The following is a 24,113-nucleotide window of genomic DNA, read 5'->3' as shown; positions in this document are numbered from 1 at the left end:
CGTTCCCGATGCCCGGCTCGCCCATGAGCGTCGAGCTCCGACCGGCCGCCTGGACGTCGGCTGGATCACCAGGTGACGGGCAGCGCGTGCAGCCCGAAGAGCCCGGCGTCGTAGGCGAAGGGCAACTCGTCGAGCCCGGCCGCCAGGCGCAGCGTCGGGATCCGGGTCAGCAGGGTGCCGAAGGCGATCTCCAGCTCGGCGCGCGCGAGGTTGCGGCCGACGCACTGGTGTACCCCGTGGCCGAAGGCGAGGTGGTGCGCGGAGCGGCGGATGTCGAGCTCGTCCGGATTCTCGAACGCGCGCTCATCGCGGTTGGCGGACGCGGCCAGTATCGTCAGGCGATCCCCGGCGCGGATCCGCACACCGCCGATGTCGAGGTCGGCTTCCGCCATCCGGTCGAAGCTGACCCAGTCCTGCACCGAGTGGAACCGCACCAGTTCCTCGGCCGCGCTCGGCAGCAGGCTCGGATCGGCGCGCAACGCGGCGAGCTGCTCCGGGTGCTCCAGCAGCGTCACCACGCCCAGTGAGATCATGTTCGCGGGTGACTCATAGCCCGCGAGCAGCAGCAGGAAACCGACGTTGATCAGAGCGTCGGTGGTCAGCTCCCCGGTGGGCAGATACCTGGCGGCCAGCCGTCCGATGAGGCCGTCCTGTGGTTCACGCTCGGCGCGGTGGATGAGGTCGCGCAGGTAGCCGCGAACGTCCCGGGAGGCATGGGGGGACCGCGGGTCGATTCTCATCACGGCCAGCATCCGGAGCCGGGACTCGAAGAACCCGTGGTCTCCGGCCGGAACGCCGAGCAACTCGCAGATGACGCGTGCCGAGACCGGGCGCGCGAACGACTCGACGAGGTCGGCGGGCGGCCCGTTCTCCAGCATCTCGTCGATCGCCGTGTCGACGATCCGCTGGATGCGCGGTCGCATGGCGGTCACCTGACGGGTGCCCAGCTCCGAGATCAGCATCCGCCGGTACTTACCGTGCTCGGGCGGGTCCAGGTCGATGAAGAAGCCGTCGTCGGGGCGATCGTCGTCGGGCCCGCGCGGCCGTTCGGGTCGTCCGGTGTTCGAGCTGATCCGGGGGTCGCTGAGGATCTGCCGCGCCTCGGCGTAACGGGTGACCGCCCAGACCGGCGCTCCGTTGGGCAGGTCGGCGCGGACGAGCGGCGCACGGGCGCGCATCCGCCGATACTCGGCCGGCGGAGCGAACGGGCAGGTCCGCTCCATCGGAAAGGCCGGTGGCGCGAACATGTCATCCTCGGGTGCGCTCATCACAGTTCCCCTTGTAATGCGAATAACGTTCATTATTCGCGCTTTTCCGCCCTCGGAACCGCCCGGGGAGTATTTTCATCGGCACGCATAGTGAGTGGTCCGATGAATGCACATATCGTTCACCTCGTAATACCTAATGTCAGATCTCTCGTCCCTTCTTTCGGAGACGCGGCGTCGGACATGCGTACGCTCAGGCGTGAATGTCGACGGCGGGACCCCAGGCGACCGGCAGCCGGTCCACCCCGTACACCGCCATCCGGTCACGGGTCGGCACCTCGGCCGGTGGCACGGCGAGGCGCAGGTCGGGGAAACGGTCGAAGAGGGCGGTCAGCGCGATGCGCAGCTCAGCACGCGCGAGTTGCTGCCCGAGACACTGGTGGACGCCGTGGCCGAAGGCGAGGTGCCCGGTCCCGGAACGGGCCAGGTCCAGAGTGTCCGGGTCGGTGAAGCGCTCGGGGTCGCGGTTGGCCACCGGCAGGGCGAGCACGACCGTCTCGCCGGCCGCGATGACGTGGCCGTCGATCTCGACGTCGACCAGCGCGGTGCGGCGTACGTCGAACTGCAGGATCGACAGGTAGCGCAGCAGTTCCTCGACCGCTCGGTCGGCGAGGGCCGGGTCCCCGGTCAGACGGGCCCGCTGGGCCGGTTCGGTCAGCAGCACGAACGACCCGAGCGACAGCATGCTCGACGTCGGTAGGTGTCCGGTGGCCAGTAGCACCATGCCGAGGTTGGTGAGTTCGTCGTCGGTCAGGTCCCCGGTCGCCACCGCGTGCGCCAGCAACCCGTCGCCCGATGGCGCCGGCCCGACGCGGAGACGCGCGACCAGGCGGCGTACCGTCCCTGTGATCGACATCACCGCCTCGACCGCCCGCTCAGGCGTGGAATCCAGGTCGTTCATCACTGCGGTGGCCGCCTGGATCGCCTGCCGGTCCTCCACCGGCACGCCCAGCAGTTCGCAGATGACCAGGGCCGGGATCGGCACGGCGAACGCCGCGACGAGATCGGCGGGCGACCCGCCGTCCGCCATGTCGGCGAGTGCCCGCTCGGTGTACCGGCGGATCGTCGGCGTCAGCTCCGCGACGCGCCGGGGGCTGAAGTGGCGGCTCAGCAGGCGGCGATACCGCGTGTGCTCGGGAGGGTCCATGTGCGGGAAGATGCCCGGCTCCGCGGGCGTGGGACGTTCCTCCGCGCGTTCGCCGACCGGCTGGTGGAGCAGTTCCCGACGGGTGCTGAAGCGCGGATCTGACAGGATCGCCCGGGTGACGGAGTATCCGGTTGCGACCCAGCCGAGGTGCCCGTTCGGGTAGGCCAGCCGACTCAGCGGTGGCCGTTTTCGCAGCTCGACGGGCGGGTCGAAGGGGGTCGGCCGATCGGTCTCCAACGGTCGGGCATCGGTCTCCAATGGTCGGGCACTCGGGCCATCGCTCATCCGGCCACCTCCCGCCTCGGCGCCGAGCAGACGTCTCCGGCGCCCCGATGATCATCAGCCGCTGATTATGCATGACGAATCGAAAAAATGACACCACTAGTCAGTTCCGTACCGTCCGATTAGCATCGGCGCTGACCGAACAGGCACATCTGTCAACTCTCAGGTCCCACCGGCCGCCCTAATTTCAACCGGCCCGTGATGGAGGACCTGACGACTCTCCCAGCAAGCTCACTGTCATCTCTGAACAGGGGTGCTTAATGGCGGTTCGGGATGCCCAGGTAGCGGTTGTCGGCGGTGGGCCGGTGGGGCTCATGCTCGCCTGCGAGGTGGCGCTTCACGACGTGCCGGTGGTGGTGTTCGAACGGCTCCCCGAGGTCGAGTGGCGTCCCAAGGCCGAGGGCATCACCGGGCGAGCCGTCGACATCATGGACCGCCGCGGCCTGATGCTCGGGGTGGCCGAGACCCCCATCACGCCGCCCACCGCCGAGCAACAGACCCGGATCGACGCGGGCGAGCGGCGGCCGGACAGCCTGCTGCCCAAGGAGTTCCCCGGCGCCCGGCATTTCGCCAGCATGTTCCTCCTGCGGCCGGAGTCGCCCGACCTGCTGGTGCCCCAGCAGCTGCTGGAGATGGACCTGGCACGGCGCGCGGCCGAGCTCGGCGTCGAGGTCCGGCGCGGCCACACCGTCACCGGGTTCACGCCGGACGACGACCGGGTGCGCCTCGACGTCGACGGTCCGGACGGGCCGTACGTGATGGAGGCGGAGTGGCTCGCCGGCTGCGACGGCGGCCGGAGCATGGTCCGCAAGCTGTCCGGCGTCGCCTTCCCGGGGACGGACGGGATCACCACCGGCTACCGCGCCTTCGCCGAGATCGACGACCTCGACTTCCACCTGCCGGGCTGGTTCCGCAAGGACTGCGGGCTCCTGGTGTACGAGGAGGGTCCGCCCCGGTTCATCACGCTGGAGTTCGACGGCCCGCCGGTGAACCGGGACGCCCCCATCACGCTGGAGGAGTTCCAGGGCTCGCTACGCCGGCTCAGCGGTACCAAGGTGACGGTAACCGAGGTCAAGAAGATCACCAGGTTCACCGACAACGCGCGGCAGGCCGAGACGTACCGCAGCGGGCGGATCCTGCTGGTCGGCGACGCCGCGCACGTCCACTCGCATTGGAGCGGTCCAGGGCTGCGCCTCGGGTTGGGCGACGCGCTGAACGTCGGCTGGAAGCTCGCCGCCGTCGCGCGGGGCTGGTGCACCGACGACCTGCTCGACACCTACACCTCCGAGCGGCATCCGATCGGCGCGCAGACCCTGGAGATCCAGCGCGCCTCGATCGCGTTGATGCGGCCCGGCCCCCACGTCGACGCGCTGCGCCGGCTGCTCCGGGAGCTGCTGCTCCGGGACGAGGCGAATCATCAGCTCACCTCCCTGATCGACGACCTGCACATCGGCTATGACATGGGCGATCCCGCGCTCACCGGTCCCCTGGTCGGGCGCTACAGCCCGGACCTGCGGCTGCGGCTCGCCGACGGCACCGTACGGGTCGCGGAACTGCAGCGCACCGGGCGGGCGCTGCTGCTCGACCTCGGCGCCGGCCCCGGGGTCCGCGCCCTCGCCGAGCCCTGGTCCGATCGGGTCGACATCGTCACCGCCGAGTGCGACGAACCACCGGCGGACGCCCTGCTGATCCGGCCGGACGGCTTCGTCGCCTGGAGCACTCCCGCCGACCCGGCGTCGCTGCCGGACGCCCTCGCCCGCTGGTTCGGCCCGCCCGCGGCATGACCGCGCAGGTCCATAACGAACACGCTCCCGGAGGCGGAATGAGTGATACCAAGCTGACCACACTCCCGGCGGCGGCGCCGGTCGACGAGGCCATCAAGGTGGTCGACCGCGACGGCGCGGTGATCGTCGAGGACTTCGTCGACGCCGCCACGCTCCGAGGGCTCTGGAACGACCTCGGACCGGCCCTGGAACACCAGGCGGACGGCGACGGGAGGCTGGTCGGCGAGAAGACCCGGATCCTGCCGGGACTGGTCCGCCGGACGGCGCACTCGGTCCCGATCCTGCGGCAGCCGCACTTCCTCGGCGTGGCACGGCACTTCCTGCAGCGCCCGGTGCGGGCCTGGCTCGGCGAGCAGCGCGTGGAGTTCGTCCCGACCATCCAGCTCGGCATCTCCCGGGCGATCCAGATCTCGCCGGGGGTGCCGCTCCAGGGGCTGCACCGGGACGACACCGCTCACCTGCGGACCCACCCGGGCCCGGAGAGCCGGGTCCAGGTCATGGTGGCCGCGAGCGAGTTCACCGCGGTCAACGGCGCCACCCGCGTGATCCCGGGCAGCCACCTGTGGGACGACGAGCGGGCACCCCGCGACCACGAGGCGGTCCCCGCCGCGATGCGGGCCGGCTCCGCGATGTTGTGGCTCGGCAGTACGTACCACGGTGCCGGCGTCAACGCCTCCGACACGCCCCGCACCGGCCTGTCGTACGCCCTGGACCTCGGCAACCTCCGGCAGGAGGAGAACCAGTACCTGTCCGTGCCGCTGGAGGTGGTCCGCACGTACCCCGAGGACGTCCAGCGGCTCCTCGGCTACGAGCCCTGCCCGCCGATGTGCGGCCTGTACGAGTTGAGCGATCCGATGCTGCTGCTCCGCGACGGAGCGGCGGGCCCCGTCTCGATGTCCGACGCCCGGTAGCGCGAGGTCACCGCGCCGCCGCGTCCGCGCCGAAGGAGGGACAGACAGATGCGCACACCCGACATGTACCTGCGCAGTATCGGCGTCCATCTGCCACCGGTGGTCACCATCGAGACGGCCGCCGCCGAGGGCCGCTACCCGGCGGACGAGATCGAGTACTTCCGTCTCGGCGGCGCGGCGGTGGCCGGCGACCTGCCGGCCCCGGAGCTGGCGCTCCGCGCCGCCCGGCACGCGTTCGAGCGGTCCGGCGGGATGTCACCGCGCGACCTCGACCTCATGCTTTACAGCGACGTCTGGCACCAGGGTCCGGAGGGCTGGGAGCCGCAGTACTACCTCCAGCAGCACCTGGTGGGCGGCGACGTCCTGGGCGTCGAACTCCGGAACGGATGCTGCGGGCTGTTCAGCGGGCTGCAACTGGCCGCCGGATACCTGCGGCCGGACGGCGGCACCGCGCTGCTGGTCGGCGCGGACAACCACGGCACTCCGCTGGTCGACCGGTGGCGGGCGATCGAGGGTTGCGTGCTGGGTGACGCCGGATGCGCGCTGCTGGTCACGACGGACACCGGGTTCGCCGAGGTGCGGTCGGTCAACGTGACCGTGCTGCCGGAGGCGGAGGCGGTCAACGACGGCGGCGTGCCGATGTTCCCGCCGGACGCGACCGTCGGCCGGCCGCTGGACTTCGCCGCGCGCAACGTGGAGTTCCGCAAGCGGCTGATCGAAGGGGACGGCGCGAGCGTCATGCTGGCCATCCAGAAGACGCTGATCGAGCTGGTCGACCGCACCCTCAAGGAGGCGGACATCACGCTCGACGACGTGGCGCGCGTGGCGTTCCCGCACGGGCGCTGGGACGACCTGGAACACCGGGGACTCAACTGGCTCGGGCTGACCCTCGCCGACAGCACCTGGGAGTACGGCGCGGGCATCGGGCACCTCGGGGTCGGCGACCAGTTCGTCGCCCTCGACCACCTGCTGGCCACCGGGGCGCTGGCCGCCGGTGACCACGTGCTGCTCGTCGGGCTCGGAGCCGGCACCACCATGGCCTGCGCCGTACTGCGGATCCTCGGCATTCCGGAGGAGTACGCGTGACCCGCCGCTGAGCGGGCGAAACGTCGACGGTCGAGTTCGAGGAGGCGGGCGTGGAGACGGCGGACATGTTCATCAGCGGGGTCGGGTCGTGCGTTCCCGGCACGGTCACGGTGGAGGACGCCGTGGCGGCCGGCCGGTACACCTCGGACGAGGTCGAGTTGTACGGTCTGGCCTCCGTCGCGGTGGCCGGTGACGTCCCGGCGCCGGAGATGGCGCTGCGCGCGGCACGGAGCGCGCTCGCCCGCAGTGGCCGATCCCCCACCGACCTCGGCCTCCTGCTGTACGTCTCGACCTGGCATCAGGGGCCGGAGGGCTGGCCCCCGCAGGCGTACGTGCAACGCCACCTGGTCGGCGACGGGGTGCTGTCCACGCAGCTGAGGCAGGGCTGCAACGGCATGTTCGCGGCGCTGGAGCTGGCAGCGAGCCATCTGCGGGCCGTGCCGGGCCGCAGGGCCGCGCTGCTGGTCGCCGCCGACAACTACGGCACTCCGCTGGTCGACCGCTGGCGGATGCTGCCCGGGGCGGTCGCCGGTGACGCGGGCAGCGCGCTCGTGCTCGACACCGAGCCGGGGTTCGCCCGGCTGGCGTCGGTGTGCACGGTGTCGGTGTCGCAGGCCGAGGAGATGCACCGCTGCGCCGAGCCCCTGTTCCCGCCCGGCATCACCGAGGGCCGCCGGGTGGACTTCGCGGCCCACAACGACGAGTTCCGGCGGCGCGCCGTCGTCGAGGGCGACGGCACGGGAGTGCTGGTGACGCTGGACGAGCGGATGGCCGGGGTGATCGACCAGGCGCTGTCGGAGGCCGGGATCAAGGCGGCCGACGTGACGCGGGTGGCGTGCATGAACACCTCCCGGGACATCGCCGAGCAGGTCTGCGAGATCCGGCTGGAGATCCCGGCGTCCCGTTCGACGTGGGAGTTCGGCCGGACCATCGGGCACTGCGGGGCGAGCGACCAGGTGCTCGCGCTGGAGCGACTGGTCCGCACCGGCGAGCTGGGTCCCGGTGACCATCTGCTGATGTTCGCCTACGGACCGGGAGTGACCATCTCCGCCGCCGTCGTGGAGGTGATCGAGACGCCCGTGTGGGCGCGAACACGAGGAGGCGATGCGTGATGGACCGACCGGCCGAGGCGATCGCGGTGATCGGGATCGGCTGCCGCCTGCCTGGCGGCGCCGATTCCCCGGGCGCCTACTGGGACCTGCTGCGCGAGGGGCGGGACGCGAGCGGGCCGGCGCCGGCCGACCGCTGGCGGGACTACGCCGACCGTGGCCCGGCGTACGCCGCGGCGGTCCGCCGCACCGTCCCGCGCGGGAGCTTCCTGGAGGACGTGGCCGGCTTCGACGCGGAGTTCTTCGGGCTGTCGCCGCGCGAGGCCGAGTTGATGGATCCGCAGCAGCGCCTCGTGATGGAGACCGCGTGGGAGGCGCTGGAACACGCCGGAGTATCGCCGGACGCGATCGCCGGCACCGACGCCGGCGTGTACGTCGGGGTCTGCACCGGCGACTACGGGCACCGGCTGCTGGAGGACCTGCCCGACATCGAGGCGTGGACCGGGATCGGCGCGGCGACCTGCGCGGTGGCCAACCGCGTCTCGTACGCGCTGGACCTGCGCGGCCCGAGCCTCGCGGTGGACACCGCCTGCTCGGCGTCGCTGGTCGCCGTGCATCTGGCCGTTCAGGCGCTGCGGGCCGGGGAGAGCGACGTCGCGCTGGCCGGTGGGGTGAACCTCATCCTCTCCCCTGGCGAGACGCTCACCCTGGACGCCGCCGGCACCCTGGCGCCCGACGGGCGGAGCAAGTCATTCGACGCCGCGGCCGACGGGTACGGGCGGGGCGAGGGCGCGGCGGTCGTGGTGCTCAAGCGACTCGCCGACGCCCTGCGGGACGGGGACCGGGTCCTCGCGACCATCCGCGGCAGCGCGGTCAACCAGGACGGCCGCACCGTGGGCATCATGGCGCCGTGCGGCCAGGCGCAGGAGCACGTGATGCGCCGCGCCCTGCGGCAGGCCGGCGTCGAGCCCGGCACCGTCGGCTATGTCGAGGCGCACGGCACCGGCACGGCGGTCGGCGACCCGCTCGAGGCGGCCGCGCTGGGCAGCGTGTACGGCGTGGGCAGGCCGGCGGACCGGCCCTGCCTGATCGGCTCGGCGAAGTCCAACATCGGCCACCTGGAGGGCGCCGCCGGCATCGCCGGCCTGGTCAAGGCGGTCCTCGCGCTCGACCGCGGCGAGTTGCCGCCGAGTCGGCTCGACACCCCCACCCCGGCCGTGGACTGGGCGGGCGCCGGGCTGCGCGTGGTCGACGCGCCGACGCCGTGGCCCGGCTCCGCGCACCCGCGCCGCGCCGCCGTCTCCGCCTTCGGCTACGGCGGCACCGTCGCCCACGTCGTCCTCGAACAGGCACCGCCGGCGTCGCCTGCGGCCGAGGGGACCGCAGGCCTGTCCTCACCCGTCGCCAAGGAGACCGCGGGCCCACTGTTCCCCGTCTCCGCCGCGTCGCGGGCCGCGCTGCGGCAGGCCGCCGGCGCCCTCGCCGACGTGGCCGGTGACCTTCCGGTCGCCGAGGTCGGGCACACGCTCGCGCTGCGCCGGGCCCACCTGGCGGAGCGGGCGGTGGTTGCCGCCGAGGACTCCGCGGCGCTCGCCGACGGCCTGCGCGCCCTGGCGTCCGGCGCCCCGCACGACGCGGTGACCACCGGCCGGGTGCTCACCGATCCCGGCCCCGGACCGGTGTTCGTGTTCTCCGGGCACGGCTCGCAGTGGGCCGGCATGGGCCGGGAACTGCTGGCGACCGAGCCCGCGTTCGCAGCCGTGGTCGACGAACTGGAGCCGGTGTTCGCCGCGGAGATCGGTTTCTCCCCGCGCGAGGCGCTCACCGGCGGGGACCTGACGGAGGTCGACCGGATCCAGACCATGATCTTCGCGATGCAGCTCGGCCTGGTCGAGCTGTGGCGCGAGTACGGTGTGCGCCCGCACGCGGTGATCGGTCATTCGGTCGGCGAGATCGCCGCAGCCGTGACGGCCGGCGCGCTGAGCCGCCTGGACGGTGCCCGGTTGATCTGCCGGCGGTCCAAGCTGCTGCGGCGGGTCGCGGGCCGCGGGTCGATGGCCATGGTGCAGCTGCCGTTCGCCGACGCGGCGGAGCGGCTCGCGGGCCGTACCGATGTGGTCGCCGCGATCGCCTCGTCGCCCGGATCGACGGTCGTCTCCGGTGACCCTGACGCCGTCGCGGAGGTACTGGCCGGCTGGCTCGAGGGGGGCGTCCCCGCCCGCCGGGTCGCCTCGGACGTGGCGTTTCACGGGCCGCAGATGGATCCGCTGCTGGCCGACCTGATCGGCGCCGCGGCCGACCTGACTCCCGCCGCCCCGCGGCTCCGGGTCTACTCGACGGCGCTGGACGATCCGCGGGCGACGCCCGGCTTCGGCGGCGCGTACTGGGCGACCAACCTGCGCCGGCCGGTACGCCTGGCCGACGCCGTCACGGCGGCGGCGGCCGACGGGTACCGGGCCTTCGTGGAGGTCTCCCCGCATCCGGTGGTGACCCACTCGCTGCTGGAGACGCTGTCCACCGTCGGGCACGAGGACGTGTTCGTCGGTTCGTCGCTGCGCCGGAACCGGCCCGCGCGCGCCACCCTCCTCGCCAGTGTGGCCGCCGCGCACTGCGCCGGCGTCGCGCCGGACTGGCGCCGTCTCCAGCCGGCCGGCGGGCCGGCCGCACTCCCCACCTATCCGTGGCAGCGCCGCCGGCACTGGCGCCCGCCGTCCGCCCCCGACGCCGGTGGCCGCGGCCACGACCCGGACGCGCACACCCTGATCGGCGACGCGATCGACCTCGCCGGCACCGGCATCCGGCTCTGGCGGACCGCCCTGGACGACCAGACCCGGCCCTATCCCGGCAGCCACGCCATCGAGGGTGTCGAGATCGTGCCCGCCGCCGTGCTGGCGACCACGTTCTTCGCCGCGTCCGGCGGTCAGGCGCTCGGCGAGGTGACGATGTCGGCGCCGCTGCTGACCGCCGACCGCCGCGAGGTCCAGGTCGTACGGCAGGAGGCCGGGCTGCGGCTGGCCTCCCGTACCGCGGGTGATCCGGACGCGGCCTGGCAGATGATCGCCACCGGTGTCGTGCCCGCCGACCTCGGCGAACCGCCGGCGCCGCCGGTCCTGCCGCTCACCTCGGCGGACCCCGGCTCGGTCACGGAGCGGCTGGCCGCCGTCGGCGTGCCCGGCACCGGGTTCGCGTGGACCGTCGAGGAACTCCTGCGCGGCCATGGCGCGCTGCGCGCCCGCGTACGGTGCGGGCCCGCCGCCACCTGGGCCCCCGTGCTGGACGCCGCCATGTCGGTCGCGCCGAGCGCGTTCCCCGGCGATCCGCTGCTGCGCATGGTGACCCACGTGGACCGGCTGGTCACTGTCGGGGAGCCACCGGACGCGGTGCACATCGACGTGTGGCTCGACCCGGAGCGGACCGACACCGTCCAGGTACGCGTGACGGACGCGACCGATGAGGGCCGCGCCGTCGTCGCCTGGCTGTCGGGCCTTCGGTACCCGGTGATCGACGCCCCGTCCACCGGGGACACGACGGCGAACGGCTCTCGGCCCGCCGATTCGTACGCCCATCTGAGCCCGGAAGAGCTGCGCGCCGTGCTGATCGAGGAGGTCGGTGCGCAGATCGCCAAGGAGATGCGGCTGGACCCCACCGACCTCTCGCCCAACCGTCCGCTGGTCGAGCAGGGGCTGGACTCCGTGCTCACGGTCGTCGTCCGGCGTCGGCTGGAGAAACGGTTCCGCTGCTCGCTGCCGACCACTCTGCTGTGGCGGCAGCCGACCATCACTGCGGTCTCCGACTACATCGCCGGACTACTGATCGCCGTGGACGCGAACGAGAGCGCCGGCGCCGCGGACGCCAACGGGAGCACCAGACGCGTGACCGCGGCGGACGCCAGCGGAGGCGCTGGGCCGGTGACCGCGGCGGACGCCAACGGAAGCACCGGACCCACGACCGCCACAGACGCCAACGGGAGCACCGGGCCCGCGACCACGGCGGACGCCAATGGGAGCGCCGATGCGCGGTAAGGGAGTGGTCGCCGGGCCGGCCGAACGTGCCGACGCCGCCCGGATCGCCCTCCTCGCGACCCGGTGCCGACTCGTCCTGCTGGAGATGATCCACCGGGCCGGATCCGGGCACGCCGGCTCGTCCCTGTCCTGCGCGGACATCATCAGCGTGCTCAAGTTCGACCAGATGGACTGGACGCCGGACCCGTCCGCAGGCGACGTCTTCGTCCTGTCCAAGGGACACGCGGCCCCGGCCTGGTACGCCGCCCTGATCGTCGACGGCGACCTGCCCGCCGAGGACATCGGCACGCTGCGCGCCCTGGACAGCCGGTTGCAGGGTCACCCGGACCGTACACGGCTCGACCTGGTGGACGTCAGCACCGGGGCACTCGGCCAGGGCCTGTCGGTGGCCGTCGGCCGTGCCCTCGGCAAGCGGCTCCACGGCCGGGACTCCACCGTGTACTGCCTGCTGGGCGACGGAGAGTGCCAGGAGGGTCAGGTCTGGGAGGCGTTCATGTACGCCGGAGCGCACCGGGTGCCCGGTCTGGTGGCGATCATCGACCACAACGGGAGCCAGAGCGACGGCGCCGTCGACGACATCCTGCCGCTGCACCCGCTGCCCGACAAGCTGCGCGCGTTCGGCTGGCAGGTCGACGAGGTGGACGGCCACGACCACGGCGCGCTGCGCGACGCGTTCCGGCGACGCGCCACGGGCGGGCCGTCGGCGATCATCGCCCACACCCGCAAGGGGCGGCTCGGCCCCGGACGCGTCCTCATGAACGGCAGCCACGGCGATCTCCCGTCGGCGGCGGAGTACGCGGCGGCGGTCGACTTCCTGGAGACCCTCCTGGAGGTCGGCATATGACCCGAGCGAAGCGAGGGCCTGGGCCTGGTCTTTGCCGGGGGGCGTTCCCTCCGTCAGGGGGTGGCATGACGTCGACGCGGGACTGGTTCGGCACCGCGCTGGTCGAGATCGCCCGTGAGTACGACCACGTCGTCGTCGTCAACTGCGACCTCGCCAAGGCGACCCGGACGCTGCCTTTCAAGGAGGAGTTCCCGGACCGGTTCTTCGAGTGCGGTATCGCGGAGGCCAACGCCATCGGGCTGGCCGCCGGGCTGGCGCAGGAGGGGTTCCGGCCGTTCGTCGCGAGCTTCGGCCACTTCCTGACCGGCAAGTTCCTGGAGATCTTCCAGACGGTGGGGCTCAACGACGCGGGCGTGGTCCTGGTCGGCACCCACGCCGGGCTGGCGATCGGACGGGACGGGCCGACCCAGATGGGGCTCCGGGACCTGGCGCTGATGCGCACGCTGCCGAACGTCCAGGTGTTCCACCCGGCCGACGGCGCCGAGACCTGGCAGATGATGGCCCACCTCGCCACTGGGCGGGGCCCGAGTTACCTGCGGCTGTGCCGTCAGCCGCAGCCGGAGGTGCACGGGGACGGATACCGGTTCCGGTTCGGTGTCCCGCACGTGGTGCGCGAGGGCACCGACGTGGTCGTCTTCGCGATGGGCGGTACGGTGCCGGTCGCCGTGGAGGCGGCCGACCGGCTCGCCGCGGAGGGCGTCAGGCCGACGGTGGTCAATGTGTCGTCGCTGCCGGTGGACCGGGCGACCGTCGCACGTCTGGTCGGCGCGCACCGGCGGGCGGTCGTGGTCGAGGACCACCACGTCGTCGGCGGCCTCGCCGACGAACTGGGCCGCATCGTGCTCGGCCTGCCCGACCGGCCCCGCTTTGACGTGCTCGCCGTCCCCGACTACGGCCAGGCCGGACCGCCAGAGGACCTCTACCGCCGATACCGGCTGGACGCCGCGGGGATCGCGGCCTTCCTTCAGGAGACCGCGCGATGAGCCCGCCGATGCCGAGCAGAGGGTCCCGAGTGAGACTGATCGTTTGCAGCAACAGCGCGCCACGGTGGCAGGACGGCGCGGGCCTGCTGCCCCGCTCGCCCGGCGGCCTGGTGCCGCTGCTAGCGACCCTGCTCGGCGAGCACGGGGGCGACTGGGTATGCACGATGCCCGTCGACGGCCCCTCCGGACCCTCTCGCGGGGACGTCTCCGTCGAGGTGACCCGGCGGCCCTGCGGAGGGACACCGTCGGCCGTATCCCGCGACGGCTCCGTCGAAGTGACGCGGCCACCCGGTGGCGCCCCGCCGTCGGCCGCCCTCGCCGACGGACCCACCCAGGCGACCTGGCCGCCCGGCGACGGAACACCCGTGGGCGCGCCCGGCGACGGACCGTCGGCCGTGCCCGGCGGCTCCGTTCAGGCGACCTGGCCGCCCGGTGACGGAACGCCGTCGGCCGCCCTCGCCGACGGCCGCGTCCAGGCGACCTGGCCGCACGGTGGCGGAACGCCGTCGGGCGTGCCCGGCGACGGATCCGTTGAGGTGACCCGGCTGCCCGGCGAGGTGACGCTGCACCGGCTGCGCCTGCCGCGCGACATGGTCGACCGGCACTACGAGACCATCGGCGTACGCCTGCTGCTGTGGCTGTTCCACTATCTGCTGGACACTTCGCGGCAGCCGGACGGGCGGCTCGCGGAGGCCTGGTCCGGCTACGAGGCGGTCAATCGCGCGTACGCCGACAGGGTGGCCACGCTCATGACGGGGTCACCGGACGAGTTCGTCCTGGTCAACGACCACCACCTGTTCCTGGTCCCGGAGATGCTCGGACGGCGTGGAGGGCGGCGCGGCCGGGTCGCGTTCTTCCAGGGGCTGCCCTGGTGCGAGCCCGACTACTTCGGCGTCCTCCCCGCGTACATCCGGGACCGGATCCTCGCGAGCCTGTTGTGCGCCGACGTGATCGGCTTCCACTGCACCCGGTGGGCGCGGGCCTTCCTGGGCTGCTGTGCCCGTTACCTGCCCGGCTGCGCCGTCGACGATGACGGCGTGACGTACGACGGGTACCGGACCCGGGTCGTCGTCGCCCCGTTCCCACTGGACGTCGCGGCGGTGGAACGGCTGCTCGACGAGCCGGCCACCGCCGAGTGGCGCGGCCGGCTGGACCGCGAGGGCCGTGGGCGGCGGATGATCGTCCGGGCCGACCGCATCGACCTGTGGAAGAACCTGCCACGCGGGTTCACCGCGTACCGGAACCTGCTGGAGCGCGAGCCCGGGCTCGCCGGAGAGTGGTGGTTCTGCGCGGTGGCCACCCCGCCGGGCCGCCCGACCGAGCGCACCCTGGCGCTCCAGCGCGAGTGCGAGGGCATGGTGGCCGACCTGAACGAGCGGTTCGGCGCGCCCGGCCGGCCCGCCGTCTCGCTGATCTATCCCGATCCCGCCACGACGCGCAACTGCGTCGTCGCCGCCCTGTCGGGGGCCGATGTCATGGTGGTGAATCCGACGTTCGACGGCATGAACCTCGTCGCCAAGGAGGCCCTCTTCCTCGGCGAGCGCGCCCGGCTGCTGCTCTCGGTCAACGCGGGCGCCTACGAGCAGCTGGCCGACCACGTGACGCCCGTACACCCGTTCGATGTCGAGGCGACCGCCTCGGCGATGCTCGACGCGATGGCCGCCGGCGACGTTCCCGCAGGCCGGGCGGCGGCACGACGGTCGCTGCGCGAGCAGGACGCGAACAGCTGGCTCGACCGCATGATGGGAGCACGACGATGAAGACGACCGTGATCGACACCGATTACGGACACATCAGCCGGCTCGCCGACCAGGCCGCCGAAGGGGCGTACCTGTTCGCCGAGCACACCGTGGCGGCCGGACGCGCCACCCCGTTCCGGTCCCATCCGCGCGACCACCGGAGCTTCGTGGTCATCGCCGGCCGGGTGCGTCTGGAGGACGCGATCGGGTCGAGGACGTACGGCCACCTGGACGGCTGGCACGCCCTTCCGGGCTGCGTCCACCGGATCGTGGGCGTCGGCCCCGAACCGGCGGTCCTCGTCGAGGCCGGCTCCGTCCTTGGAGAGACCAGAGAAATGACCGAGCCGGAGGGCGCGAGGGGCTGCCGCTGTCCGGACGTCTCGGACTACACGGTGGACAAGCCCTGGGGCGGTGAGGTCTGGTACACCCACAATCTCCCCGGCGTCCCGTACGCGCTGAAACGCATCCGGATGACCGAGGGCCACCAGTCGTCCCTGCAGTCCCACCGGCAGAAGCTGGAGACCAACTACGTCATCGAGGGAGAGGCCACGGTGCTGACCGGTGCCACCGCGCCCGACGACCTGAGCGCGGTGATCGACCTGGGGAGGCTGACCACCACCGTCCACCGTCCTCGTACGGGCTGGACCAATCCGCCGGGAGAGCTGCACCGGGTGATCGCACGAACGGACTACACGTCCATCGAGGTCTCCACCCCCGAGCTCGACGACGTCATCCGCTGGCAGGACGACGCGGGGCGTGGGCACGGCCGCATCGACTCCGAGCACGCGGGCGGCCGGTCATGAACCTCGCCGAGACCATCGAGCTGTACCTCACCGAGAAGCGCCGCATCCTGGAGCTGCTCCCCGTCGCCGTCATCGAGCGGGCCGCCGCGATGCTGTTCGAGACGTACGACGACGGCGGCACCGTCTACGCCATGGCCAACGGCGGGAACGCCGGCACCGTCGACCACGCCTACTGCGATTTCAAGCACCATCCGTTCGTGACGGAGGACAAGACGCGGCCCCTCCCGGCGGACGTCGAGCGGCTGTCGTTCGTCAACCTGTGCTCGTCGGCCGCCGAGCTGACCGGGCTCGTCAACGACCTCGGCGTCGAGGACATGTTCGCGGCGTCCCTCGCGCCCGTCGTCACCGCCAAGGACCTGGTCATGGCCTACTCCGGGAGCGGCAACTCGGTGAACGTGACGAAGGCGCTGCAGGTCGCCGTCGACGCGGGCGCCAAGACGTTCGCCATGACCAAGGGCGACGGCGGCAGGTGCCGGGAACTGGCCGAGGTGTGCCTGGTGGTCCCCGGCACCTCGAGGTTCCCCGGTCAGGTCGGCAAGAACGACAACAACTTCCACTTCGAGGACCTCATGCTCGCGGTCAACCACATACTCGTCGGCCTCCTCAAGCAACGCGTCGCCGAACGCCACGCGGGGTAGCCCTCAGACGGGCCGGACGAGCGCCGTGAGCCCTACGCGCCAGGCCGGGCCCAGGTCCGCGCCGGGTGGGAAGCGGCCGTCGAGTTCGAGCATCACCATTCCGTGCGCGAACGCCCATGCCGCCCGGGCGCGGTCCGGGTCGCCGACCACCCGCACCAGAGGCATCGCCGTCCGGTCCTCGAGGCCGGGCGGCAGCAGGTCGCGGGGAAACGGGCCCGCGCTCATCAACCGGTACAGGTGGGGGTGGGCGAACGCGTAGGCGCGGTAGGCGGCGCCGAGCCCCGCCATGACGTCGGCCGGGTCGGCGGCCTCGACTCGGCCGGCGGCCTCGGCTGGACCGGTCGCCTTGGCCGGACCGGTCGCCTCGGCCGCTTCGAGGGCGCGGGCCAGCTCCTCCATGCCCTCCGCGATGAGCTCGACCTCCACCGCGGCCTTGTCCGGGAAGTGCTTGTACAGGGACGGCGCGCGGATGCCGAGGCGGTCGGCGAGGCGCCGCATGGTGAGCGCGTCGGCGCCGTCCTTCTCCAGCAGCTCGCGGGCCGCGGCGACGATCTGCCGGGCCCGCGGCGAGAGCCGGTCAGCCACGCCGGCGTCCGTCCCGGTCGCGCAGCCCGTACCCGAAGGCGCGGTCGTAGGCGATGTGGGCGAGCCAGCCGAGACCGGCGGCGAAGACAGGAGGCCCGCCCACCGGCGCGAAGATCCAGGCGACGAGCAGGGCGAACGGGACCCAGAAGCGGTGCGCGGCGTTGTAGTACGGCACGGCGCGCGGGGAGAGACGGCCGCGGCCGGCCTCGGATGCCCCGATGAGCATCGTGAGGTCGGGGGCGATCGCGAGCAGCAGGGCCGCGACGAGCGCGAGAGCGCCGTGGTTGACCGCTTCGAGCACGGCGAACGCCGTGAAGAAGAGCGCGAGAGCGAGCCATCCGATCCGGACGACGGGGTGTGGGGTGCGCGTCGGTGCGATGGGCTGGTCCATCAGGCCCTCCAGAGAAGTGAAGCTAACACCGTTAGCCTAAGGCTAACGGTGTTAGCCGTCAATCCCCGGCGGATCGCCGCACCGCTCAGCCGGTGAAAGCGGTGCGATGGCCCTGAGCCCAGGCGGAGAAGGTACGGGCCGGTCGGCCCAGCACACGTTCGACGTCACCGGTCAGGGTGGCGTTGCCGCCCTCCGCGACGAGGCGCGCCCCGTTCACCGCGGTCGCGACGAAGGCGGGGTCCAGTCCGGCGGCGCTCAACCGGTCGCGATAGTCATCCAGCGGCAGGTGGACCGTCTCGACGGTGCGACCGAGGACGTGGCCCAGCTGCTCGGCCATATCGGGAACGCTGAGCAGTTCCGGACCGGTCACGGTGTAGACCTGCCCGTCGTGGTCCGGCGAGGTCAGTGCCCGCGCAGCCACTTCGGCGACGTCTCCGGGATCGACGACGCCCTGGACACCGGTCCCCATCGGGTTCGGAATCGGCGTGCCGGCTCGGATCGCGTCGGCCCAGCGGAGCGCGTTCGAGGCGAAACTGGACGGCCGGAGCACCGTCCAGGCCAGGCCGCTGGACCGAACCGCCTCCTCCCCGGGAAGATGCCAGTCCCCGACCTCGACGTCGGTCTTCTCGCCGGTGCCGATCGCCGACAGCTTGACCACCGTGCGCACGCCCGCCGAACGCGCCGCCGCGAGCATCGCCTCGTCGTGCTGAACCACCCATGGCCCCGGCGCGGTGAGCATGAACATCGCCGTGGCGCCCTCCACCGCCTTCGCCAGCGACGCGGGGTCGGTGAAGTCCGCCCGTACGACCTCGACTCCGGCCGGGAGCGACGTGGCGTTCGCAGGGTTCCGCGTCATCGCGCGAACCTTCTCTCCGCCGGCCGCCAGTATCCGGATCAGTTCTCGACCGATGGTGCCGGTGGCACCCGTAATGAAGATCATGAACACCACGCTGCCAGCGGGCGACCGCCGTCTATAGGAAGAATCGGCACGCCCCCGCAGTAGCGTGTGGTCATGACCGCTGGGGGCCTGTCGTGTTGATCGAGAAGATCGATGACCTGAGTGGCGGCACCGGCGACGGGATCGTCCATACGCCCGATATCGCCACCGCCCTGGTGTTCCGGACGACGGCGGCCGGGCGCAGCGATCTCGTCGTGGTCGGCCCCCGCACCCGGGCCGCCTATCACGTCGGCAAGGATCTGCCGATCTGCCTCAAGGTCCGGCTACCGCCCGGCGCGGCCCGGCCGCTGCTGGGTCTGCCGATCAGCGAACTGGTGGATCGGGTGATGCCGCTCGCCGATCTGTGGGGTGACCCCGGGGTCCGCCTCGAGCGACGGCTGGCGCGCCTTGGCGGTGACCGCGGCCTCATCCGCGACCACCTCGACGCGGCCCTGCGGGCCCACATCGGCTCCCGGTCGCCGGTCGACCCGGCCCGTGCTCGCCTGGTCCGTGCCGCCGCCACGGCGTTGTCGGCCCGGCGGCCGACGCACCTGCCCGATCTCGCGCGCCATCTGGCCGTCAGCGAACGCCACCTCCGTGGCCTGCTCACCGAGGACGCCGGTCTGCCGCCCAAGTCCTTCGCTCGCGTCGCCCGCCTGCGCAACGCACTCACGTGTGGCCGCATCTCCCGGTTGGCAGAGCTCGCCGCGACCGCCGGCTACTACGACCAGTCCCACATGACCGCCGACTTCCGCAGCATGATGGGCGTGCCTCCCGGCGCCTTCTTCGCGGGCAGACTCCCCGACCTCCAGCCCTGCTGAGCCGCGTCCCGTCCTCGCTTCCACGCGATTCGACCGGCCGGCCCGGGACGTCGGCGACGTAGGCGATCAGTAAGGCAAGGGTGCCCTTTCCGGGAGTGTCCCGTTACGACACCCCAGCCATACGCTCGGTCACGGGTCGATCACTTCACGTGATCACCTCGGTACGGTCAAGGGTCCGTCAGCGCACTGTCCGCGCTCGAGAGGGAGGTCTCGGTTTGAGCCCATCGTCATCGCGGGAGCCGATCTACACGACAGAAGATCAGTATCCACAGACTCTCGGCACCGCAGCGGCACGAAACCTGGCGACGACCACCAAGACCCCACCGCAGATGCAGGCGATCAGCTCGCGCTGGCTGCTGCGCGTCCTGCCCTGGGTGGAGGTGTCCGGCGGCGCCTACCGGGTCAACCGGCGCATGACCTACAAGGTGGGCGGAGGCCGCGTCGGCATCGCCGGCACAGCCCGCCGGGCGGAGGTCATCCCGCCCACACTGCGGGAGGTTCCGCCCTTCGCCGGGTTCTACGACGAAGAGGTGCTCGGCGAGCTGGCCTCCCGGTTCACGCAGCGGGAGCTGCCGACCGGGGAGACGCTCGTCGAGCACGGGCAGCGCGGCGACGACTTCTTCGTGGTCGCCCACGGAAAGCTCCGCCGCGAAGGCGAGGGAGCCTTCGACGAGTCGACCCATCTGCCTCCCGTCGGCGACGGCGGCTACCTCTCGTACGAGGCGCTGACGGACCCGGACTTCACCTGGGACCACAGCGCCGTCGCCGCGACCGCCTGCTCGCTGCTGGTTCTGTCACGGCAGGACTTCCTCGCCACGCTCGACCGGTCGGACGCTCTCGCCGCTCACGTCGAGCGGTTCCACGCCGTGCGACAGGTCCCGCAGAACAAACACGGTGAGGCCGAGATCGCGCTGGCCGCCGGCCACGCCGGGGAGCATGCGCTGCCCGCCTCGTACGCCGACTACGAGCTCTCGCCACGGGAGTACGAGCTGGGCATCGCGCAGACCGTGCTGCGGGTGCACACCCGGGTCACCGATCTGTACAACGAGCCGATGAACCAGCTGGAGCAGCAGCTGCGGCTGACCATCGAGGCGCTGCGCGAGAAGCAGGAAGACGAGATGGTCAACAACCCGGACTTCGGGCTGCTGAACAACGCCGACTACTCCCAGCGGCTCCAGACCCGGTCGGGTCCGCCGACCCCCGACGACATGGACGAGCTGCTGTCGCGCCGCCGCAGCACCCGGTTCTTCCTGGCTCACCCGAAGGCGATCGCGGCGTTCCTGCGCGAGTGCAACCGGCGCGGTCTCTACCCCGACCCCGTCGAGCTGGAGGGCAGCCGGATCCCCGGGTGGCGCGGCATACCGATCTTCCCCTGCAACAAGATCCCCATCGCCGCGGGCCACACGTCGTCGATCCTGGCGATGCGCATCGGAGAGGACGACCAGGGCGTGGTCGGCCTGCACCAGACGGGCATCCCAGACGAGTACGAGCCGGGGCTGAACGTCCGGTTCATGGGCATCGACGAGAAGGCGATCACGTCGTACCTGGTCAGCACCTACTTCTCGGCTGCGGTGCTGGTCCCCGACGCGCTCGGTGTGCTGGAGAACGTCGAGATCGCGACCCCCGGCTCGTGATGGCGGAGCACGTTCCGGTGGAGCCGGAGACCCCGCTGGGTCTGCCGTCCGGCCCGACGGGGCTCGGCACGTCGGCGGCCCGCCTGGCGGACACGCTGCGGACGGCGGTCCGGGAGACCCGCTCCGTCGTACCGGGCGCTCCGGAACGGCCGGGCCGGCCACCCGCCTCCGACCCGTCGCCGGAGTCCGAAGCGGAGGCTGAGCGCGTCGAGCGGCCCGCGCTCTCCTGTCCCGAGGAGGCCGCGGCAGGCTCCTACGCCACCCCCGGATACGCCGAACGCCCGTGGGGCGACGGCTCGTACCCGCCGCTGTACTGCCCGGAGACGGTCCGCGTCGACGACGACCTCGGCGACCAGGTGAACGACGCCCTCGTCGCCTGGGCGGAGGAGACCGGCATCTACGCCGACCGGCTCGACGCGTTCCGCCGCACCGGATTCGGCCGGCTCGCCATGCTCGCCCACCCCGACACCGACGACCCTGACCGGTTGCTCCTCGCCGCCCAGGTGAACGCCGCCTGGTGGGCGAGCGACGACTACTACGCCGACGAGAGCGAGCTGGGGGCCACGCCCATTGACCTTCCACCGCGGCTGGCGCTGGTCATGTCGGCGATGGACCGCCCACCGCCCGCCGGGGAGTTCACCGGCCCGCTCGAGGAGGCACTGCGCGCCGACCCCGTCCTGGTCGCGTTCGATTCGGCGACCGCACACCTGCGACGCCACGCCACGCCTTCCCAGGTCATGCGGGTGTGCAACACGACATTCCAGATGTACGTGAGCTGGACGGCGTACGCCGCGTGGCGCCACAGCGGCGGGCTCCCGCCGGCCTGGCGCTACCTCGCGGCCCGGCAGCACGACAGCTTCTACACGTCCATGACACTGATCGACGTCGTCGGCGGCTACGCGCTCCCGGCCGACCTCTTCTACGAGCCGCACTTTCACCGCGCGCTGATGCAGGCGGGCACGGCCGCCGTCATCGTCAACGACCTCCACTCGGTGGCCAGAGAGGCGGCCGACGAGCAGGCGGACAACCTGGTCCTAAGGGTCGTCGCGGAGGAGAAGTGCACGCTCCGCGAGGCGATCGAGACGTGCGTGCGCCTGCACAACCGGTTCGTCCGGGACTTCCAGACGAGCCAGGAAAAGCTCGCCGCCGTCCCCTCCGTGGAGCTGCAACGGTTCCTGCGCGGAGCCCAGTCATGGATGGGAGGGGGCTTCGAATGGCACAGCACGAGTAGTCGATACCGCTGAACCGCGGGCGGCCGGGACGCCCCCGCGTCCCGGCCGCCGATGACCCGCAGCTCCATCACATCCCCCCACACGAGGAGCCGGCATGACGTCCGTCCAAGACTCCCTCCACGACTCCGCACTCCCCGTCAGCCCGTACCAGCGCTCGGTCGCCGACTACTGGAACGCCGAGCGGAACCCGGTCAACCTGCGCCTGGGCGAGGTGGACGGCATCTACCACCACCACTACGGGATCGGCGAGGTGGACTGGTCCGTCCTGCAGAGCCCACCGGAGATCCGCGAGACCCAGATCATCAACGAGCTGCACCGCCTCGAGAGCGCGCAGGCCGACTTCCTCCTCGACCACCTCGGCCCCCTGGGACCCGCGGACCGCGTCCTGGACGCGGGCTGCGGACGCGGCGGGTCCAGCCTCGTCGCCGCGGCACGGTTCGGATGCGAGGTCGACGGCGTCTCAATCTCGCAGACCCAGGTGGACTTCGCGGGCGAACAGGCGCGGCTGCGCGGCACCGGCGACCAGGTGCGCTTCCAGCTGCGCAACATGCTCGACACCGGCTTCCCGACCGGCGCGTTCCAGGCGATCTGGAACAACGAGTCCACCATGTACGTCGAACTCGGACTGTTGTTCGCCGAGCATTCGCGGCAGCTGCGCCGCGGCGGCCGGTACGTCTGCATCACCGGCTGCTACAACGACGCGTACGGGCTGCCGTCACGGGCCGTCAGCCAGATCAACGCGCACTACATCTGCGACATCCACCCGCGCAGCACGTACTTCAGGGAGATGGCCGCGAACCGCCTGGTCCCGGTCAGTGTCGTCGACCTGACCCCGGCGACCATCCCGTACTGGCGGCTACGCGCCCAGTCCAGCCTGGCCACCGGCATCGAGAGCGCGTTCCTCGACGCCTACACCGGCGGCAGCTTCCAGTACCTCCTCATCGCCGCCGACCGCGTCTGACGCCCCGGCGCAGCCGACCCGTACGGCGGTCCCCCCGCCGCCGGCCGCTCAGGGATTCATACGGCCGACTCCGCACGCCGCCCCGTCGTACAGCCGTCCCTTACGGCGGGGTACTCAGCGGGCGAGGAGATCTCGTAGGGCCTTGGTGATGTCGGCGGGCGCCTCCTCGGCCATGAAATGGCCGAAGCCGACGGTGCGGTGCCGCAGATCCGGCGTCCAGGCGCTCCACAGCGCGGCGGCGTCGAAGCCGAGCGCGGCACCCCAGTCCTGCTGCAGGACGGTGACCGGCATCCGCAGCCGGTTGCCGTCCGCGCGGTCGGCCTGGTCGTGTTCGAGGTCGATGCCGGCCGAGGCACGGTAGTCGGCCACGATGGACGGCACCGCTCGGCGGCAGGCGTCCAGGTAGGCGGCACGGACGTCGGCGGGGATGGCGTCCGGGTCGCTCGTCCAGATGTCGAGGAAGTGGCCGAAGAAGGCGTCCGGGCTCGCGGCGATCAGCTGCTCGGGCAGGCCGGGAGGCTGGGCCATCAGGTACAGGTGGAAGCCGACGGCGGCGGTGACACCGTGCATCACCTCCCACATGTCGGCGGTCGGCAGCACGTCGAGGCAGGCCAGATGCGTGACCGCTTCGGGGTGGTCGAGGCCGGCGCGGAAGGCGACGAGCGCGCCGCGGTCGTGCCCGGCCAGCGCGAAGCGGTCGTGTCCCAGCGCGCGGGCCAGGGCGACGACGTCGGCGGCCATGGTGCGCTTGGAATAGACGTCACGGTCGGCCTCGGCGGGTTTGTCGCTGGCCCCGTAGCCGCGCAGGTCCGGGCAGATGACGGTGTGGTCGGCAGCAAGGTCGGCGGCGACGTGCCGCCACATCAGGTGGGTCTGGGGAAAGCCGTGCAGCAGCACGATCGCGGGGCCCGCCCCCGCGACGGCCGTGCTCAGCGACACGCCCTCGGCGACGGGGACGCGCCGGTACTCGAAGCCGGGAATGACAGGCGCCATGCTTCT

Annotated in this window: 20 protein-coding genes; 14 read left to right on the top strand and 6 right to left on the bottom strand. The window is 72.1% G+C overall.

What is annotated here, in order from left to right; genetic code table 11:
* Window positions 1–65: 65 nt before the first annotated feature.
* Both AB0I04_RS47700 and AB0I04_RS47695 read right to left on the bottom strand, forming a co-directional pair.
* Window positions 66–1,268, bottom strand: coding sequence for a cytochrome P450 (locus tag AB0I04_RS47700; protein WP_360900896.1), 1,203 nt, complete (start codon window positions 1,266–1,268; stop codon window positions 66–68).
* Between the two features lie 190 nt (window positions 1,269–1,458).
* A complete protein-coding gene (locus tag AB0I04_RS47695; RefSeq protein WP_360900893.1) occupies window positions 1,459–2,697 on the bottom strand; it encodes a cytochrome P450 in 1,239 nt (412 codons plus the stop codon).
* A 257-nt stretch (window positions 2,698–2,954) separates the two neighbouring features.
* Here AB0I04_RS47695 and AB0I04_RS47690 point away from each other — a divergent pair, with 257 nt between their 5' ends.
* The 10 genes from AB0I04_RS47690 (at window position 2,955) to AB0I04_RS47645 (ending at window position 16,553) form a co-directional block, all read left to right on the top strand.
* Window positions 2,955–4,478, top strand: a complete 1,524-nt coding sequence (locus AB0I04_RS47690; RefSeq protein WP_360900890.1) for an FAD-dependent monooxygenase — start codon at window positions 2,955–2,957, stop codon at window positions 4,476–4,478.
* Window positions 4,479–4,516: 38 nt separating this feature from the next.
* Window positions 4,517–5,389 carry a phytanoyl-CoA dioxygenase family protein gene (locus AB0I04_RS47685; protein WP_360900887.1) on the top strand — a complete coding sequence of 291 codons (873 nt, stop codon included), beginning with the start codon at window positions 4,517–4,519 and terminating at the stop codon, window positions 5,387–5,389.
* A gap of 48 nt (window positions 5,390–5,437) precedes the next feature.
* Window positions 5,438–6,475, top strand: coding sequence for a ketoacyl-ACP synthase III family protein (locus tag AB0I04_RS47680; protein WP_360900884.1), 1,038 nt, complete (start codon window positions 5,438–5,440; stop codon window positions 6,473–6,475).
* A gap of 50 nt (window positions 6,476–6,525) precedes the next feature.
* Window positions 6,526–7,587: a ketoacyl-ACP synthase III family protein gene (locus AB0I04_RS47675; RefSeq protein ID WP_360900881.1), complete on the top strand. Its 1,062-nt coding sequence runs from the start codon at window positions 6,526–6,528 to the stop codon at window positions 7,585–7,587.
* A complete protein-coding gene (locus AB0I04_RS47670; RefSeq protein ID WP_360900923.1) occupies window positions 7,587–11,546 on the top strand; it encodes a beta-ketoacyl synthase N-terminal-like domain-containing protein in 3,960 nt (1,319 codons plus the stop codon). Before AB0I04_RS47675 ends, AB0I04_RS47670 begins: the two co-directional genes overlap by 1 nt.
* Window positions 11,536–12,390 carry a transketolase gene (locus tag AB0I04_RS47665; protein ID WP_360900878.1) on the top strand — a complete coding sequence of 285 codons (855 nt, stop codon included), beginning with the start codon at window positions 11,536–11,538 and terminating at the stop codon, window positions 12,388–12,390. Before AB0I04_RS47670 ends, AB0I04_RS47665 begins: the two co-directional genes overlap by 11 nt.
* A gap of 65 nt (window positions 12,391–12,455) precedes the next feature.
* On the top strand, window positions 12,456–13,373 hold the full coding sequence (locus AB0I04_RS47660) for a transketolase C-terminal domain-containing protein (RefSeq protein ID WP_360900875.1): 918 nt from the start codon (window positions 12,456–12,458) through the stop codon (window positions 13,371–13,373).
* Window positions 13,374–13,402: 29 nt separating this feature from the next.
* Window positions 13,403–15,133, top strand: coding sequence for a trehalose-6-phosphate synthase (locus AB0I04_RS47655; protein WP_360900872.1), 1,731 nt, complete (start codon window positions 13,403–13,405; stop codon window positions 15,131–15,133).
* Window positions 15,130–15,915: a hypothetical protein gene (locus tag AB0I04_RS47650; RefSeq protein WP_360900869.1), complete on the top strand. Its 786-nt coding sequence runs from the start codon at window positions 15,130–15,132 to the stop codon at window positions 15,913–15,915. The genes AB0I04_RS47655 and AB0I04_RS47650 overlap by 4 nt, the downstream gene beginning before the upstream one ends.
* On the top strand, window positions 15,912–16,553 hold the full coding sequence (locus tag AB0I04_RS47645) for an SIS domain-containing protein (RefSeq protein ID WP_360900866.1): 642 nt from the start codon (window positions 15,912–15,914) through the stop codon (window positions 16,551–16,553). Before AB0I04_RS47650 ends, AB0I04_RS47645 begins: the two co-directional genes overlap by 4 nt.
* A 3-nt stretch (window positions 16,554–16,556) precedes the next feature.
* Here AB0I04_RS47645 and AB0I04_RS47640 read toward each other — a convergent pair whose 3' ends face one another.
* The 3 genes from AB0I04_RS47640 to AB0I04_RS47630 all read right to left on the bottom strand — a co-directional run bounded on the left by AB0I04_RS47640 (window position 16,557) and on the right by AB0I04_RS47630 (window position 18,469).
* On the bottom strand, window positions 16,557–17,138 hold the full coding sequence (locus tag AB0I04_RS47640; RefSeq protein WP_360900863.1) for a TetR/AcrR family transcriptional regulator: 582 nt from the start codon (window positions 17,136–17,138) through the stop codon (window positions 16,557–16,559).
* Complete coding sequence (locus tag AB0I04_RS47635) at window positions 17,131–17,529, bottom strand: DUF4260 family protein (RefSeq protein WP_360900860.1); 399 nt, start codon at window positions 17,527–17,529, stop codon at window positions 17,131–17,133. The genes AB0I04_RS47640 and AB0I04_RS47635 overlap by 8 nt, the downstream gene beginning before the upstream one ends.
* Before the next feature lie 85 nt (window positions 17,530–17,614).
* Window positions 17,615–18,469 carry an SDR family oxidoreductase gene (locus AB0I04_RS47630; protein ID WP_360900857.1) on the bottom strand — a complete coding sequence of 285 codons (855 nt, stop codon included), beginning with the start codon at window positions 18,467–18,469 and terminating at the stop codon, window positions 17,615–17,617.
* Between the two features lie 92 nt (window positions 18,470–18,561).
* On the opposite strand from AB0I04_RS47630, the gene AB0I04_RS47625 reads away from it, so the two are divergent.
* From AB0I04_RS47625 to AB0I04_RS47610, 4 genes are all read left to right on the top strand, one after another.
* The gene (locus tag AB0I04_RS47625; protein WP_360900854.1) at window positions 18,562–19,287 is read left to right on the top strand and encodes a helix-turn-helix transcriptional regulator; all 726 of its coding nucleotides are present in this window, start codon (window positions 18,562–18,564) and stop codon (window positions 19,285–19,287) included.
* 215 nt (window positions 19,288–19,502) lie between these two features.
* Entirely contained in the window at window positions 19,503–20,921 is a 1,419-nt protein-coding gene (locus AB0I04_RS47620) for a family 2B encapsulin nanocompartment shell protein (RefSeq protein ID WP_360900851.1), read from the top strand.
* Window positions 20,922–20,938: 17 nt separating this feature from the next.
* A complete protein-coding gene (locus AB0I04_RS47615) occupies window positions 20,939–22,165 on the top strand; it encodes a family 2 encapsulin nanocompartment cargo protein terpene cyclase (RefSeq protein WP_360900848.1) in 1,227 nt (408 codons plus the stop codon).
* A gap of 82 nt (window positions 22,166–22,247) precedes the next feature.
* Window positions 22,248–23,114, top strand: coding sequence for a geranyl diphosphate 2-C-methyltransferase (locus tag AB0I04_RS47610; protein WP_360900845.1), 867 nt, complete (start codon window positions 22,248–22,250; stop codon window positions 23,112–23,114).
* Window positions 23,115–23,228: 114 nt separating this feature from the next.
* Here the strand turns inward: AB0I04_RS47610 and AB0I04_RS47605 are convergent, their stop codons facing one another.
* Complete coding sequence (locus AB0I04_RS47605; RefSeq protein WP_360900842.1) at window positions 23,229–24,107, bottom strand: alpha/beta hydrolase; 879 nt, start codon at window positions 24,105–24,107, stop codon at window positions 23,229–23,231.
* Window positions 24,108–24,113: the final 6 nt, after the last annotated feature.

The organism is Actinoallomurus sp. NPDC050550, assembly GCF_040655075.1.
Taxonomy (GTDB): domain Bacteria; phylum Actinomycetota; class Actinomycetes; order Streptosporangiales; family Streptosporangiaceae; genus Actinoallomurus.
This window is presented reverse-complemented; position numbering and strand designations above follow the sequence as displayed.

Bases quoted from the DNA above. Each gene is read 5' to 3' on its own strand.
- AB0I04_RS47665 (WP_360900878.1), top strand. From the start codon at position 11,536: ATGCGCGGTAAGGGAGTGGTCGCCGGGCCGGCCGAACGTGCCGACGCC.
- AB0I04_RS47635 (WP_360900860.1), bottom strand. From the start codon at position 17,529: ATGGACCAGCCCATCGCACCGACGCGCACCCCACACCCCGTCGTCCGG.
- AB0I04_RS47610 (WP_360900845.1), top strand. From the start codon at position 22,248: ATGACGTCCGTCCAAGACTCCCTCCACGACTCCGCACTCCCCGTCAGC.
- AB0I04_RS47680 (WP_360900884.1), top strand. From the start codon at position 5,438: ATGCGCACACCCGACATGTACCTGCGCAGTATCGGCGTCCATCTGCCA.
- AB0I04_RS47700 (WP_360900896.1), bottom strand. From the start codon at position 1,268: ATGAGCGCACCCGAGGATGACATGTTCGCGCCACCGGCCTTTCCGATG.
- AB0I04_RS47685 (WP_360900887.1), top strand. From the start codon at position 4,517: ATGAGTGATACCAAGCTGACCACACTCCCGGCGGCGGCGCCGGTCGAC.
- AB0I04_RS47695 (WP_360900893.1), bottom strand. From the start codon at position 2,697: ATGAGCGATGGCCCGAGTGCCCGACCATTGGAGACCGATGCCCGACCG.
- AB0I04_RS47605 (WP_360900842.1), bottom strand. From the start codon at position 24,107: ATGGCGCCTGTCATTCCCGGCTTCGAGTACCGGCGCGTCCCCGTCGCC.
- AB0I04_RS47670 (WP_360900923.1), top strand. From the start codon at position 7,587: ATGGACCGACCGGCCGAGGCGATCGCGGTGATCGGGATCGGCTGCCGC.
- AB0I04_RS47690 (WP_360900890.1), top strand. From the start codon at position 2,955: ATGGCGGTTCGGGATGCCCAGGTAGCGGTTGTCGGCGGTGGGCCGGTG.
- AB0I04_RS47630 (WP_360900857.1), bottom strand. From the start codon at position 18,469: ATGATCTTCATTACGGGTGCCACCGGCACCATCGGTCGAGAACTGATC.
- AB0I04_RS47645 (WP_360900866.1), top strand. From the start codon at position 15,912: ATGAACCTCGCCGAGACCATCGAGCTGTACCTCACCGAGAAGCGCCGC.
- AB0I04_RS47660 (WP_360900875.1), top strand. From the start codon at position 12,456: ATGACGTCGACGCGGGACTGGTTCGGCACCGCGCTGGTCGAGATCGCC.
- AB0I04_RS47650 (WP_360900869.1), top strand. From the start codon at position 15,130: ATGAAGACGACCGTGATCGACACCGATTACGGACACATCAGCCGGCTC.